Genomic DNA, 14,185 nt, shown 5'->3' with positions numbered 1-14,185 from the left:
AAGGTGTCCTCTCCATGAATGCCATTTCCCGCCTGGCCGCTGTCGTTTCCCTCGCCTCCCTGTTCCCGCTCTCCGCCCTCGCCGGTGAAGTGGAAGTCCTGCACTGGTGGACCTCCGGCGGCGAGAAGCGCGCCGCCGACACGCTGCAGAAGCTCGTCGAAGCGAAAGGCCACAGCTGGAAGGATTTCGCCGTGGCCGGCGGTGGCGGCGAGGCGGCCATGACCGTGCTGAAGACCCGCGCCGTGTCCGGCAACCCGCCGTCCGCCGCGCAGATCAAGGGGCCGGACATCCAGGAGTGGGGCGAACTGGGCCTGCTTGCCGAGCTGGATGAGGTATCCACGGGGGGCAACTGGGATTCCCTGTTGCCCCGGCAGGTGGCCGACATCATGAAGTACGACGGCCACTACGTCGCCGTGCCGGTCAACGTGCACCGGGTCAACTGGCTGTGGCTGAATCCCGACGTCATGCAGAAGGCCGGCGCCACGCCGCCCACCACGCTCGATGAATTCTTCGCCGCCGCCGACAAGCTCAAGGCCGCCGGCTACATCCCCATCGCCCACGGCGGCCAGCCCTGGCAGGACGGCACCCTGTTCGAGGACCTGGTGCTGGCCACCCTCGGCCCGCAGGGCTATCACAAGGCCTTCGTCGAACAGGACAAGGCGACCCTGACCAGTGACCAGATGGTGGAAGCCTTCGCCGCCCTGAAAAAACTGCGCGGCTACATCGATGCCGACGCCGCCGGCCGCGACTGGAACAGCGCCACCGGGCTGGTCATCAACGGCAAGGCGGGCATGCAGATCATGGGCGACTGGGCCAAGAGCGAGTGGAGCGCCGCCGGCAAAGTGGCGGGCAAGGACTACCAGTGCCTGCCGTTCCCCGGCACCCAGGGCAGCTTCGCCTACAACATCGATTCCCTGGCCATGTTCCGGCTCAAGGACGAGGCCAACGTCCAGGCCCAGGACGACCTGGCGCGCACCGTGCTGGAGCCGCAGTTCCAGCAGTTCTTCAACCAGAACAAGGGTTCCATCCCGGTCCGCCTGGACCAGGACATGTCCAGCTTCGACGCCTGCGCCCAGCGGTCCATGCAGGACTTCAAGGACGCGGCGGCCGGCGATGGCCTGCAACCCAGCCTGGCCCACGGCATGGCCGCTTCCAGCTATGTGCAGGGCGCGGTGTTCGATGTGGTGACCAACTTCTTCAACGACCCCGCCGCCGACCCCAAGAAGGCCGCGCAGCAACTCGCCGCCGCGATAGAAGCGGTGCAGTGAGCGGTCGGGCCGCGTAGGCGGCCCCTGACTCCCGGTTCCCATGCCGGCGCAGGCCTCCAGGCCTGCGCCTCGGGATCGGCCGCGTCGCGATCTGCCCCCCTCTCCCAGAGGGAGAGGGGGGCTGTCCGTGCAACCCGCAATAACGGAGTTACCCATGAGCTCAACCACAGTCTTCGCCAAGGCTTCACCGCTGGACGCGCTGCAACGCTGGCTGCCCAGGCTGGTGCTGGCGCCCAGCGTGCTGATCGTGCTGGTCGGCTTCTATGGCTACATCCTCTGGACCTTCCTGCTGTCTTTCACCAACTCGCGCTTCATGCCCAGCTACAAATGGGTGGGCCTGCAGCAGTACCAGCGCCTGCTGGACAACGACCGCTGGTGGGTGGCCAGCCACAACCTGCTGGTCTACGGCGGGCTGTTCATCGTCATCAGCCTGGTGATCGGGGTGTTCCTCGCCGTGCTGCTGGATCAGCGCATTCGCCGCGAAGGTTTCATCCGCACGATCTACCTCTACCCCATGGCGCTGTCGATGATCGTCACCGGCACCGCCTGGAAATGGCTGCTCAACCCCGGCCTGGGCCTGGACAAGCTACTGCGCGACTGGGGCTGGGACGGCTTCCGCCTGGACTGGCTGGTGGACCCGGACCGCGTCGTGTACTGCCTGGTGATCGCCGCCGTGTGGCAATCCTCGGGCTTCGTCATGGCGCTGTTCCTCGCCGGCCTGCGCGGGGTGGACCAGTCGATCATGCGGGCCGCCCAGGTGGACGGCGCCAGCCTGCCGACCATCTACCTGCGCATCGTCCTGCCGAGCCTGCGCCCGGTGTTCTTCAGTGCGCTGATGATCCTCGCCCATATCGCCATCAAGAGTTTCGACCTGGTCGCCGCGATGACCGCCGGCGGTCCCGGCTACGCCTCCGACCTGCCGGCGATGTTCATGTACGCCCACACCTTCACCCGCGGCCAGATGGGCCTCGGCGCCGCCAGCGCGATGCTCATGCTCGGCGCGGTGCTGGCGATCCTGGTGCCCTACCTGTACTCGGAACTGAGGAACAAGCGCCATGACTAGCCTGGCCGGAAAACCCGTCTTCAGCTTCAGCCGCCTGGCCATCCACGCCACGCTGTTCGTCGCCTGCGTCGTCTACCTGGTGCCGCTCGTGGTGATGCTGCTGACCAGCTTCAAGACCCCGGACGACATCCGCAGCGGCAACCTGCTGTCGCTGCCGGACCTGTTCACCCTGGTGGGCTGGGCCAAGGCCTGGGCCAGCGTCGGCGGCTATTTCTGGAACTCGGTGAAGATCACCGTGCCGGCGGTGATCATCTCCACCCTGCTGGGCGCACTGAACGGTTATGTGTTGTCGATGTGGCGCTTCCGAGGCTCGCAGCTGTTCTTCGGCCTGCTGCTGTTCGGCTGCTTCCTGCCCTTCCAGGTGGTGCTGCTGCCGGCGTCCTTCACCCTCGGCCAACTGGGCCTGGCCAACACCACCGGCGGCCTGGTGCTGGTTCACGTGGTCTATGGCCTGGCGTTCACCACGCTGTTCTTCCGCAACTTCTACGTGAGCATCCCCAACGCCCTGGTGAGCGCGGCGCGGCTGGACGGCGCGGGGTTCTTCACCATCTTCGCGCGCATCCTGCTGCCCATGTCGGTGCCGACCATCATGGTCTGCCTGATCTGGCAGTTCACCCAGATCTGGAACGACTTCCTCTTCGGCGTGGTGTTCGCCAGCGGCGAAAGCCAACCCATCACCGTGGCCCTGAACAACCTGGTGAACACCAGCACCGGAGCCAAGGAATACAACGTCGACATGGCCGCCGCGATGATCGCCGGCCTGCCCACCCTGCTGGTCTACGTATTCGCCGGCAAGTACTTCCTGCGCGGTTTGACTGCTGGCGCGGTGAAGGGCTGATGCCCTCAAGACAGGAGAAATGACATGGCAACCCTCGAACTGCGCAACGTCAACAAGTCCTACGGCAGCGGTCTGGCGGACACCCTGAAGAACATCGAGCTGTCCATCGACTCCGGCGAGTTCCTGATCCTCGTCGGCCCCTCCGGCTGCGGCAAATCCACCCTGATGAACTGCATCGCCGGGCTGGAGAGCATCAGCGGCGGCGCAATCCTGGTGGACGGTGGCGACATCAGCGGCATGAGCCCCAAGGACCGGGACATCGCCATGGTGTTCCAGTCCTACGCGCTGTACCCGACCATGAGCGTGCGCGAGAACATCGCCTTCGGCCTGAAGATCCGCAAGCTGCCCGCCGCCGAGATTGACGCCGAGGTCTCGAGGGTGGCGAAGCTGTTGCAGATCGAGCACCTGCTGGAACGCAAGCCCGGCCAGCTCTCCGGCGGCCAGCAGCAGCGCGTGGCCATGGGGCGGGCCCTGGCGCGGCGGCCGAAGATCTACCTGTTCGACGAGCCGCTGTCGAACCTCGACGCCAAGCTGCGGGTGGAGATGCGCACCGAGATCAAGCTGATGCACCAGCGGCTCAGGACCACCACCGTCTACGTCACCCACGACCAGATCGAGGCCATGACCCTGGGCGACAAGGTGGCGGTGATGAAGGACGGCATCATCCAGCAGTTCGGCACCCCGCGAGAGATCTACAACGACCCGGCCAACCTGTTCGTCGCCGGCTTCATGGGCTCGCCGCCGATGAACTTCATCCCCCTGCGCCTGCAGCGCCAGGGCGGCCGGCTGGTGGGGCTGCTGGACAGCGCCGTTGGTCATGCCGAGCTGCCCCTGGGCGAGGCCGAGGGCGGCCTTGAAGGGCGCGATCTGATCCTCGGCATCCGCCCGGAGCAGATCCCGGTCGGTGCGGGCCAGGCGCCGGCCATCCGCGCCGAAGTGCAAGTGCTGGAGCCCACCGGCCCGGACACCCTGGCCTTCGTCGAGATCAACCAGACCAAGGTCTGCGTGCGCCTGGCCCCGGATGCCGCGCCACGGGCGGGCGAGATCCTCGACCTGCAGTTCGCCCCGGACAAGGTGCTGCTGTTCGATGCGCACAGCGGCGAGCGGCTGTGCGTGCCGGGAAAGGCGGCCAGTCCGGAGCGCGCCAAGGTGGCGCAACTCAAGGGGCGTTGAGCCTGTAGCCGGATGAAATCCGGGGGCGATTGGCACCGCCTTCCCGGATTGCATTCGGGCTACTGGAGCCGGGGGGCTCCGGCACCGCGATCCATTGCAACACAACAATAAAAATCTGGAGTGGACATGAGCACGACTTTCAAAAGTTTGTGGGTACTGCCTTGCGCGCTTTTCGCGGTAACGGGGGCGGCACAGGCGCTGGAATTTACCGGCTACATGCGCAGTGGCGCCGGCGGTTCCAGCGAGGGCGGGACGCAATCCTGCTTCCAGTTGCCGGGGGCGCCGTCGAAATACCGCCTGGGCAACGAGTGCGAGCAATACATCGAACTGGACCTGCGCCAGGACCTGTTCAAGCTCGGCGACGGCTCGGTGATCAGCGTCGAGGGCATGGCGCAGCTCTACAACGAATACGGTCACAGCCCCGCGTTCACCGGCGACCATGGCTTCACGCGGATGAACCAGATGTACGCGGAATGGAGCCAGATGCCGGCGCTGAACGGTGGCTCCTTCTGGGCCGGTCGGCGTTTCTACAAGCGCAACGACATCCACATCTCCGACTACTACTACTGGAACCAGAGCGCCACCGGCTTCGGCTTCGACGACGTGGCCATCGGCGACCTCAAGTACAGCTACGTGTTCTCGCGCAAGGACAACGTCTTCCAGGACCCCTACATCAATCGGCATGACTTCAACGTCGCCGGCTTCCAGACCAATCCCGGCGGCGAGCTGGAGCTGGGTGTCAGCTACCTCGACAAGCCGGACAGCACCGACGCCCACAGCGGTTGGTCGGTGGCGGCGCAGCACAAGCAGAAGGCCTTTCTCGGCGGGGTGAACACCTTCGCCCTGCAGTACGGTCGCGGGCCGGGAACGGCGCTGGGCTACACCGGCGACCCGACCCTGGACAACAGCAACCAGAGCTGGCGCGTGGTGGAATTCTTCGACTGGCAGGTGACTTCGCGCTTCGGCGGCCAGTTCGAGGTGATCTACCAGAAGGACAAGCGCCCGGATGGCGACGACCAGAACTGGCTGTCGGTCGGTGTGCGTCCCGTCTATGCCTTCACCGAGCAATTCAAACTGGTCACCGAGCTGGGCCGCGACCAGGTGGAGGCCCCTGGCGGCACCCGCAAGCTGACCAAGTTCACCGTCGCGCCCACCTGGTCGCCGGCCGGTCCCGGCTTCTGGCAGCGCCCGGAGTTCCGCCTCTACTACACCTACGCCAGTTGGAACGAAGCGGCCCAGCGCGCGGCCAGCGAACTGGCCGCCGGCTCGGCGCTGTCCGATACCGGTGCCTTCGGCGACGCGCTGCACGGTTCCAACTTCGGCGTGCAGCTGGAGTACTGGTGGAAGTGATGCGCAGCGCCCGACCGCAGCGAGCGAGGGCCGGGGAGGGCATCGACCATCCCCTGGCCGGCCTGCTGCGTCCGGCGGCCGGGCAGCCCTTCCGCTGGGCCGAACACCAGGGTCGCGAGCTGCTGCTGGTGGAGCATCCGCGCTTCTCGGCGGCGTTCAGCCGCCAAGGCGGCCAGTTGCTGCACTTCCAGCCCCGTGGCGAGCGGCCACTGCTCTGGTGCGCGGCGCGCTGGCCGAAGATCGGTGCCATTCGCGGTGGCGTGCCGGTGTGCTGGCCCTGGTTCGGCCGCCACCCCATGGAGGGCGGCTGGCCCCATCACGGCTGGGCGCGGCTCTCCGACTGGCGGCTGGTCCACAAGGAGGCCGACACCCACGGCGTGCGCCTGAACTGGCGCCTGGACCTGCACGACTGGCAGGTGGAGCTGGAGGCGGTGCTGGGCGAACGGATGCGTCTGCAACTGATCACCCGTCACCGCGACAGCGAGCCCTGCGTGTTCAGCCATGGCCTGCACGCCTATTGGCGGGTCGGCGACGTGGCGCGGGTCGGGCTGCTGGGGCTGGAAGGGGCCGAAGGGCGCAACCTGCTCAGTCGCCAAGCCTGTCGGCAGCAGGGCGAGCTGCGGGTGGTCGACGGTGTCCATCAGGTGTTCCGCCAGGGCGGCCGGGTGTGCATTCAGGATGCCGGCTGGCAGCGGCGGCTGTGCATCGACGGCGGCGGCAACCCGAACACGGTGGTCTGGCATCCCGGCAGCCGGCCGCTGTCCGAGGTGAGTTGGGCGGACGGCCTGGGATTCCTCTCCGTGCAGGGTGCGGCTTGTGGCGAGGACGGACTGGAGCTGGCGGCGGGGGAGGAGGGGCGGTTGAGCCTGGAGGCGTGGGTGGGATGAACCGTAGGGTGGATCACGCTTCATCGATCCACCCGCGGAGCCGGACCAGGCCGCGATGGTGGATGTGAGAAGCGACATCCACCCTACGTGACTTGGCGAATGAATGCGCCCCTACCAGGAATCAGCTCGGCTCCTCATCCGCCGGATAGCGGCTGGCATTGAGGCTTTCCTTGATCTTGCGCAGGTGCGGCTGGAAGTCGACGCCGCGGCGCAGGGTCATGCCGGTGGCGAGCACGTCGAGCACGGTGAGCTGGATGATGCGCGAGGTCATCGGCATGTAGATGTCGGTGTCTTCCGGCAGCGGGATGTCCAGGCTCAGGGTGCTGGCCTTGGCCAGCGGCGAGTGGGCGGCGGTGAGGCCGAGCACCGAGGCGCCGTTCTGCCGGGCCAGGCGCGCCACTTCCACCAGCTCGCGGGTGCGGCCGGTGTAGGAAATGATCACGAACAGGTCGCCGGTGTGGGCCACCGAGGCCAGCATGCGCTGCATCAGCACATCGGAATGGGCCGACACGGCCAGGTTGAAACGGAAGAACTTGTGCTGGGCGTCCAGGGCCACCGAGGCCGAGGCGCCGAGGCCGAAGAAGTGGATCTGCCGGGCCTGGATCATCAGGTCCACGGCGCGGCTGATCAATTGCGGGTCGAGGCTCTGCAGGGCGCTGTCCAGGGAGGCGATGGCGCTGCCGAAGATCTTCCGCGTGTAGGCCTCGGGGCCGTCGTCGGCGGATACCGCCTGGCTCACGTAGGCGGCGCCGCTGGCCAGGCTTTGCGCCAGCTGCATCTTCAGCTCGGGGTAGCCGTTGACGCCGAAGGAGCGGCAGAAGCGGTTCACCGTCGGCTCGCTGACCTGCGCCGCCTGGGCCAGCGCGGCGATGCTGTAGCGGGTGGCCTGCTGCGGGTCGCGCAGGATGACTTCGGCCACCTTGCGCTCGGCCTTGTTGAGTTCGTCGAGGCGGTTCTGGATCTGCTCCAGCAGGTTATGCACGCGGTCCATTGGGTTTCCTGGAAAGGGGGCCTGCAATCGGTGGCTTATCGTACTGAGCGCCCTTGGGCGGAGCCACCGTAATCTCGTATATCGGAAAATGTAGTTTTATTACTACATTTTGTCTTGCTGTATGGCGAATCAGGGTGTATTCATAAGCTCATGTTTGATAGAAGAACAAATATCATGGCCTCACAACCTGTCGAACCCTGCACCCTGGCCCTGTTCGGGGCCCTTGGCGACCTTGCGCTACGCAAGCTGTTTCCCGCGCTCTATCAACTGGATCGCGCCGGCCTGCTGCCGGCCGAGACGCGCCTCCTCGCCCTGGCCCGGGAGGATGGCGACCCCGCTACCCATATCGCCGCCATCGGCGAGCACCTGCGCCGCCACGTAGCCGCCAGCGAACTGGAGCAGGAGGTCGTGCAGCGATTCCTCGCGCGGCTCGACTACCTGGCCATGAACTTCTTCGACGGCGAGGCCTACCCGGCCCTGGCCGACCGCGTCGGCCCGGTGTCCCGGCTGGTCGCCTACTTCGCCACGCCGGCTTCGGTCTACGGCGCCATCTGCTCGGGCCTGGCCGCCGCCGGATTGGCCGAGCGCACCCGCGTCGTGCTGGAAAAGCCCATCGGCCACGACCTGGAGTCCTCGCGCACGGTGAACAATGCGGTCGCTGCGCACTTCCCGGAGGACCGCACCTACCGGATCGACCACTACCTGGGCAAGGAAACGGTGCAGAACCTGATCGCCCTGCGCTTCGCCAACAGCCTGTTCGAGACCCAGTGGAACCAGCACCACATTTCCCACGTGGAAATCACCGTGGCCGAGCAGGTGGGCATCGAGGGCCGCTGGGGTTACTTCGATGAGGCCGGACAACTGCGCGACATGATCCAGAACCACCTGCTGCAGCTGCTCTGCCTGATCGCCATGGACCCGCCCAGCGACCTCTCCGCCGACAGCATTCGCGACGAGAAGGTGAAGGTGCTCAAGGCCCTGGCGCCGATCGGTATCGAGCAGATCGGCCAGCAGGTGGTGCGCGGCCAGTACGTGGCCGGCAACATCCTCGGCAAATCGGTGCCCGGCTACCTGGAAGAGGACAACGCCAACACCCACAGCGACACCGAGACCTTCGTCGCCCTGCGCGCGGAAATCCGCAACTGGCGCTGGTCCGGTGTGCCCTTCTACCTGCGTACCGGCAAGCGCATGCCGCAGAAGCTGTCGCAGATCGTCATACACTTCAAGGAACCGCCGCATTACATCTTCGCCCCCGAGCAGCGGCCGCTGATCAGCAACCGGCTGATCATCCGCCTGCAGCCGGACGAAGGGATTTCCCTGCAGGTGATGACCAAGGACCAGGGCCTGGACAAGGGCATGCAGCTGCGCAGCGACCCGCTGCAGTTGAGCTTCTCCAACACCTACCGCAGCGCGCGGATTCCGGATGCCTACGAGCGGCTGCTGCTGGAGGTGATGAAGGGCAACCAGAACCTCTTCGTGCGCAAGGATGAAATCGAGTACGCCTGGACCTGGTGCGACCGGCTGATCGCCGGCTGGCGGCAGCAGGGCGACTCGCCCAAGCCCTACGCGGCGGGAACCTGGGGGCCGGTGGCCTCCATCGCATTGATCACCCGTGATGGCAGGAGCTGGTATGGCGATCTGTAATCTCGACCTGCCGACGCAGGTCACCGGGCTCAGCCTCGGCAGCCCCGAACAACTGGCCGGCGAACTGGCCCTCACCGTCGCCAACGCCCTGCGCGGCGCCCTCGACACCCGTGGCGCGGCCGTGCTGGTGGTCTCTGGCGGGCGCAGCCCGGTGGCCTTCTTCGAGCGGCTCGCCGAGCAGGCACTGGACTGGGCGAAGGTCACCGTCAGCCTCGCCGACGAACGCTTCGTGCCGGTCAGCCATGGCGACAGCAACGAAGGCCTGGTGCGCCGTCACCTGCTGAAGGGCCGGGCGGCCCCGGCGCGCTTTCTGGGCCTCTACCACAATGTGCCGAGCCTGGACGAAGCGGCTCGCCTGGCCGACGCCACCCTGGCCGAACTGGGGCCGATCGACGTGCTGGTGCTCGGCATGGGCGAGGACGGCCACACCGCCTCGCTCTTTCCCGGCAGCCCGAACCTGGAGCAGGCGCTGAGCGGCGACTGCCCTCAGCGCTGCCTGCCCATGCTGGCACCCAGCGTGCCGCGCCAGCGCCTGAGCCTGAGCCTGCCGTTGCTGGCCAGTGCGCACCTGACCCTGCTGGCCGTGCAGGGCCAGGCCAAGCTGGCCACCCTGGCCGATGCCCTGGCGGGCGATGACGTGGCGGCCATGCCGATCCGCGCCTTCCTCCGCCATCCCCTGGAAATCCACTGGTGCCCCTGAGCCCGAAGGAACGCCCATGACCAGTCTCCCCAGCAATCGGGCCAGCAACCGCGACGCCGTGCCGAGCATGGCCGACAAGGCCGCCCTGATCGATATCCTCTGCGGCGCCGCGCGCATCCTCCCGGTGATTACCATCGAGCGCGAGCAGGACGTCCTGCCCCTGGCCGATGCCCTGGCCGCCGGCGGTCTGCACACCCTCGAAATCACCCTGCGCTCGGAGCACGGCCTGTCGGCCATCCGCACCCTGCGCGAGCAACGCCCGGAACTCTGCGTGGGCGCCGGCACCGTGCTGGACGAGTGGATGCTGGCCGAGGCCGAGGCCGCCGGCTCGCAGTTCATTGTCACCCCCGGCTGCACCGCCGAACTGCTGCGTGCCGGCGTCTACAGCCCGCTGCCCCTGCTGCCCGGCATCGCCAGCGCCTCCGAGATCATGCTCGGCTACGCCCTGGGCTACCGCCGCTTCAAGCTGTTCCCGGCGGAAATCTGCGGCGGCGTGAAGGCCCTCAAGGCCTTCGGCGGGCCTTTCCCGGGCATCCGCTTCTGCCCCACCGGCGGGGTCAACCCCGACAACCTGCGCGACTACATGGGCCTGCCCAATGTGATGTGCGTGGGGGGCACCTGGATGATGGACAAGGACTGGGTCCGCAACGGTGACTGGCAGCGCATCCAGGAGGCCACCGCCAGGGCCCTGGCGTTGTTGGCCTGAGGCCAGATGCTTCGTCCGTGGGCGAACTTTCCTTGTGGGGGCGAATTCATTCGCCAAGCAGGCCGAAGGTCTGCCCTGCAAGGTTTGCAGGGGCACTGCGTGCCCCATGGCGAATGAATTCGCCCCTACAGGTTTCTAACCACCTTTGACCTATACCGATCTCCAGCGCGGGAATGGCTTCCGCCAAACGGTTTGCTGAAACGATTTACCAGGTGGAAAAATCGCGTTAAAACCCATTTCCAGTGGCCCCGACCCAGAGGAAAGTGCAATGACCCAGAACCACAACCTCGATGCCCTGTTCCCTACTGCCGAGCAGATTCCCGAGCGTTACCGCCCAGGCGCGCCCATCGAGCAGCGCGAATACCTGGTGAACGGCGAGCTGCTGCGTTGGGACGGCCCTCTGGCCGCGGTACGTAGCCCGATTTTCCTGGCCAGCGACAAGGGCGACGAGCAGGTGGTGCTGGGCAGTACACCGCTGCTGGATGCCGACGCCGCCCTCGCCGCGCTGGAGGCAGCCGTGCAGGCCTATGACCACGGCCAGGGCCTGTGGCCGACCCTGCGCGTGGCCGAGCGCATCCAGCACGTGGAGAAATTCCTCGCGCGCATGCGCGAGCAGCGCGAGGCGGTGGTCAGGCTGCTGATGTGGGAGATCGGCAAGAACCTCAAGGATTCCGAGAAGGAGTTCGACCGCACCTGTGACTACATGGTGGACACCATCGAGGCGCTCAAGGCGCTGGACCGCCGCTCCAGCCGCTTCGAGCTGGAGCAGGGCACCCTTGGCCAGATCCGCCGCGTGCCCCTTGGCGTGGCGCTGTGCATGGGGCCCTATAACTACCCGCTGAACGAAACCTTCACCACCCTGATCCCGGCGCTGATCATGGGCAACACCGTGGTGTTCAAGCCGGCCAAGTTCGGCGTGCTGCTGATCCGTCCGCTGCTGGAGGCCTTCCGCGACAGCTTCCCGCCGGGCGTGATCAACATCATCTACGGCCGTGGCCGCGAGACCGTCAGCGCCATCATGGCCAGCGGCAAGGTGGACGTGTTCGCCTTCATTGGAACCCACTCGGGCGCCAGCGACCTGAAGAAACTGCACCCGCGCCCCCACCGCCTGCGCGCCGCCCTCGGCCTGGATGCGAAGAACCCGGGCATCGTCTTGCCGCAGGTGGACCTGGACAACGCCGTGAGTGAAGCCATCACCGGCGCGCTCTCCTTCAACGGCCAGCGTTGCACCGCGCTGAAGATCCTTTTCGTTCACGAGGCTGTGCTGCAGCCCTTCCTCGACAAGTTCAGCGCCAAGCTCGCCGCGCTCAAACCGGGGATGCCCTGGGACGAGGGCGTGGCCCTGACCCCGCTGCCCGAACCGGGCAAGGTCGAATACCTCAATGGGCTGTTGGCGGACGCCGTGGCCAAGGGCGCCAAGGTGGTCAACCCGGGCGGTGGCAGTCACCGGCAGAGCTTTTTCTACCCCGCCGTGCTGAGCCCGGTGAGCCCGGACATGCGCCTGTACCACGAGGAACAGTTCGGCCCGCTGATACCGGTGGTGCCGTACCGCGACGTGCAAGAGGTGGTCGACTACGTCCTGCACTCCGACTACGGCCAGCAACTCAGCCTGTTCGGCAACGACCCGGCCGAGGTCGGCCGGCTGGTGGACGCCTTCGCCAACCAGGTGGGCCGCATCAACATCAACGCCCAGTGCCAGCGCGGCCCGGACACCTTCCCCTTCAACGGCCGCAAGAACTCGGCCGAGGGCACGCTGTCGGTACATGACGCCCTGCGCGTGTTCTCCATCCGCACCCTGGTGGCGACCAAGTTCCAGGAGGACAACAAGGCGCTGGTCAGCGAGATCATCCGCAACCGTGAGTCGAATTTCCTGACCACGGATTACATTTTCTGATGACCTGCACAGGCTTTCCCTTTCCTTGTGGGGGCGAATTCATTCGCAGAGGGGCACGAAGTGCCCCCAATGGGATTCCCAAGGGCAGGACTGTGTCCTGCATAGCGAATGAATTCGCCCCCACAGAAAAGCAGGGGCCCTTCAACCACGGAGACTCCCATGCCTCGCCCCATCAGCCGGGATACCCGGCTGTGCATGTCGCTGTCGGGCCGTCCCGGCAACTTCGGCACGCGCTTTCACAATTACCTGTATGAAGCCCTGGAGCTGGACTTCATCTACAAGGCCTTCACCACCTCCGACCTGCCGGCCGCCATCGGCGGCATCCGCGCCCTGGGCATTCGCGGCTCTGCGGTGTCCATGCCGTTCAAGGAGGCGTGCATCCCACTGCTGGACGAACTGGACGCCTCCGCGGCGGCCATCGATTCGGTGAACACCATAGTCGCCGACCAGGGCTGGCTGAAGGGGTACAACACCGACTACGGCGCTGTCGTCAGCCTCCTCGAAAGCCATCAGGTGCCCAGGGACATCCGCTTCGTCGTACGGGGCAGCGGTGGCATGGCCAAGGCGGTCGCCAGCGCGTTTCGCGACAGGGGCTACCGCCATGGCGCGATAGTCGCGCGCAACCCGGAAACCGGCCTGGCGTTGGCGCAGGGCTGCGGATATGCCTGGCTGGCGGAGCTGGGCGATGAGCAGCCGCAAATGCTGGTCAACGTGACGCCGCTGGGCATGGAAGGGGGTCCGCAAGCGAGCACCCTGGCCTTCAGCCGCGCGCAGGTTGCAGCGGCGGATTGGGTCTTCGATGTGGTGGCCCTGCCGGTGGAAACCCCGCTGATCCGCCTCGCCCGCGAATTGGGCAAGCCGGTGATCACCGGGGCGGAGGTCATGGTGTTGCAGGCGGTGGAGCAGTTCGCGCTCTACACCGGCGTGCGGCCGGAGGCGGAATTGATCGAAAGGGCGGCGGCGTTCGCGCGGGGCTAGGGCGGAAACCTGTGGGGGCGATTTCAATCGCTAAGGGTCACGCAGTGCCCCCAAGTCAGGTACGAAGGGCAGACCTGCGGTCTGCATGGCGAATGAATTCGCCCCCACAAAGGAGAGCAGGGCGGGTTCGTGCCGGCTCAATCGTGCGGCAGGTTCGCGTAGATCTTCTCCAGGGTGCCGTTGAGCTTGGCGATCTGGGCCTCGCTGAGGTCCTTGAAGCTGTTGGTGAAGATGTGCGCGGTGTTGACCTGGATTTCTTCCACCATGTGCCGGCCTTTCTCGGTGATGGTCACCTGGGTGACGCGGCCGTCGTTGCTGCAGGGCGCGGTGTCCACCAGGCCGTCCTCCTTCATGCGGTAGACGATCTTGGTGACCGTGGAGAGCTTGGCGATGGCGTGCTCGGAGATTTCCGAAATGCTCGACTGGCCGTTCTCCTTGAGGATGAAGAGGATGCGCCAGCGGGGGATGTCCAGGTCGATCTTCTTCAGGGTCTTTTCCATGGCCATGTTGTAGCGGCCGTAGACGCGGGCGATCCAGTAGAAGGGGAATTCCTCCTTCTTGAAGTCGTCGCTGGCGGGGTTGTAACGGTTGAGGCGCTTCTTCGGGGTGCTCATGCGAGTGGGGCAAGGTTCCTGCTGACAGGGGGAGAGTTATAGGGGGTTGCGCGGGGGCTGTCGACCGCCGCGTGACGTC

The 14,185-nt window shown here is 66.3% G+C and carries 13 protein-coding genes; 11 read left to right on the top strand and 2 right to left on the bottom strand.

The genetic code is table 11. The features are described 5' to 3' along the window. Positions 1 to 14: 14 nt before the first annotated feature. The 6 genes from PJW05_RS20235 (at position 15) to PJW05_RS20210 (ending at position 6,579) form a co-directional block, all read left to right on the top strand. Positions 15 to 1,268: an ABC transporter substrate-binding protein gene (locus tag PJW05_RS20235; protein WP_271408749.1), complete on the top strand. Its 1,254-nt coding sequence runs from the start codon at positions 15 to 17 to the stop codon at positions 1,266 to 1,268. Between the two features lie 154 nt (positions 1,269 to 1,422). Further along, the gene (locus tag PJW05_RS20230; RefSeq protein ID WP_271408748.1) at positions 1,423 to 2,331 is read left to right on the top strand and encodes a carbohydrate ABC transporter permease; all 909 of its coding nucleotides are present in this window, start codon (positions 1,423 to 1,425) and stop codon (positions 2,329 to 2,331) included. Beyond that, the gene (locus PJW05_RS20225; RefSeq protein ID WP_271408747.1) at positions 2,324 to 3,169 is read left to right on the top strand and encodes a carbohydrate ABC transporter permease; all 846 of its coding nucleotides are present in this window, start codon (positions 2,324 to 2,326) and stop codon (positions 3,167 to 3,169) included. Before PJW05_RS20230 ends, PJW05_RS20225 begins: the two co-directional genes overlap by 8 nt. Positions 3,170 to 3,193: 24 nt before the next feature. Then, on the top strand, positions 3,194 to 4,342 hold the full coding sequence (locus tag PJW05_RS20220; RefSeq protein ID WP_271408746.1) for an ABC transporter ATP-binding protein: 1,149 nt from the start codon (positions 3,194 to 3,196) through the stop codon (positions 4,340 to 4,342). A 216-nt stretch (positions 4,343 to 4,558) separates the two neighbouring features. Then, positions 4,559 to 5,692 (top strand): maltoporin, encoded by a 1,134-nt coding sequence (locus tag PJW05_RS20215; protein ID WP_271412273.1) that lies wholly within the window; start codon positions 4,559 to 4,561, stop codon positions 5,690 to 5,692. Continuing rightward, positions 5,692 to 6,579, top strand: a complete 888-nt coding sequence (locus PJW05_RS20210) for a D-hexose-6-phosphate mutarotase (RefSeq protein WP_271408745.1) — start codon at positions 5,692 to 5,694, stop codon at positions 6,577 to 6,579. Before PJW05_RS20215 ends, PJW05_RS20210 begins: the two co-directional genes overlap by 1 nt. A 121-nt stretch (positions 6,580 to 6,700) precedes the next feature. Here the strand turns inward: PJW05_RS20210 and PJW05_RS20205 are convergent, their stop codons facing one another. Beyond that, positions 6,701 to 7,561: a MurR/RpiR family transcriptional regulator gene (locus PJW05_RS20205; RefSeq protein ID WP_271412272.1), complete on the bottom strand. Its 861-nt coding sequence runs from the start codon at positions 7,559 to 7,561 to the stop codon at positions 6,701 to 6,703. A 183-nt stretch (positions 7,562 to 7,744) separates the two neighbouring features. On the opposite strand from PJW05_RS20205, the gene zwf reads away from it, so the two are divergent. From zwf to PJW05_RS20180, 5 genes are all read left to right on the top strand, one after another. Then, complete coding sequence (zwf, locus tag PJW05_RS20200; protein ID WP_271408744.1) at positions 7,745 to 9,214, top strand: glucose-6-phosphate dehydrogenase; 1,470 nt, start codon at positions 7,745 to 7,747, stop codon at positions 9,212 to 9,214. Continuing rightward, complete coding sequence (gene pgl, locus PJW05_RS20195; protein WP_271408743.1) at positions 9,201 to 9,914, top strand: 6-phosphogluconolactonase; 714 nt, start codon at positions 9,201 to 9,203, stop codon at positions 9,912 to 9,914. Before zwf ends, pgl begins: the two co-directional genes overlap by 14 nt. A gap of 16 nt (positions 9,915 to 9,930) precedes the next feature. Then, positions 9,931 to 10,620 carry a bifunctional 4-hydroxy-2-oxoglutarate aldolase/2-dehydro-3-deoxy-phosphogluconate aldolase gene (locus PJW05_RS20190; protein ID WP_271408742.1) on the top strand — a complete coding sequence of 230 codons (690 nt, stop codon included), beginning with the start codon at positions 9,931 to 9,933 and terminating at the stop codon, positions 10,618 to 10,620. A 268-nt stretch (positions 10,621 to 10,888) separates the two neighbouring features. After that, a complete protein-coding gene (locus PJW05_RS20185) occupies positions 10,889 to 12,514 on the top strand; it encodes an NADP-dependent glyceraldehyde-3-phosphate dehydrogenase (protein WP_271408741.1) in 1,626 nt (541 codons plus the stop codon). 159 nt (positions 12,515 to 12,673) lie between these two features. Further along, entirely contained in the window at positions 12,674 to 13,492 is an 819-nt protein-coding gene (locus PJW05_RS20180; RefSeq protein WP_271408740.1) for a shikimate 5-dehydrogenase, read from the top strand. Positions 13,493 to 13,629: 137 nt separating this feature from the next. Here the strand turns inward: PJW05_RS20180 and PJW05_RS20175 are convergent, their stop codons facing one another. After that, positions 13,630 to 14,106 (bottom strand): MarR family winged helix-turn-helix transcriptional regulator, encoded by a 477-nt coding sequence (locus PJW05_RS20175; RefSeq protein ID WP_271408739.1) that lies wholly within the window; start codon positions 14,104 to 14,106, stop codon positions 13,630 to 13,632. Positions 14,107 to 14,185: the final 79 nt, after the last annotated feature.

Origin of the sequence: Pseudomonas sp. Q1-7, from assembly GCF_028010285.1 — a bacterium.
In the GTDB taxonomy this organism is placed as follows: domain Bacteria; phylum Pseudomonadota; class Gammaproteobacteria; order Pseudomonadales; family Pseudomonadaceae; genus Metapseudomonas.
The sequence above is the reverse complement of the archived record's forward strand: the minus strand, read 5'-3'. Positions and strand labels throughout refer to the sequence as shown.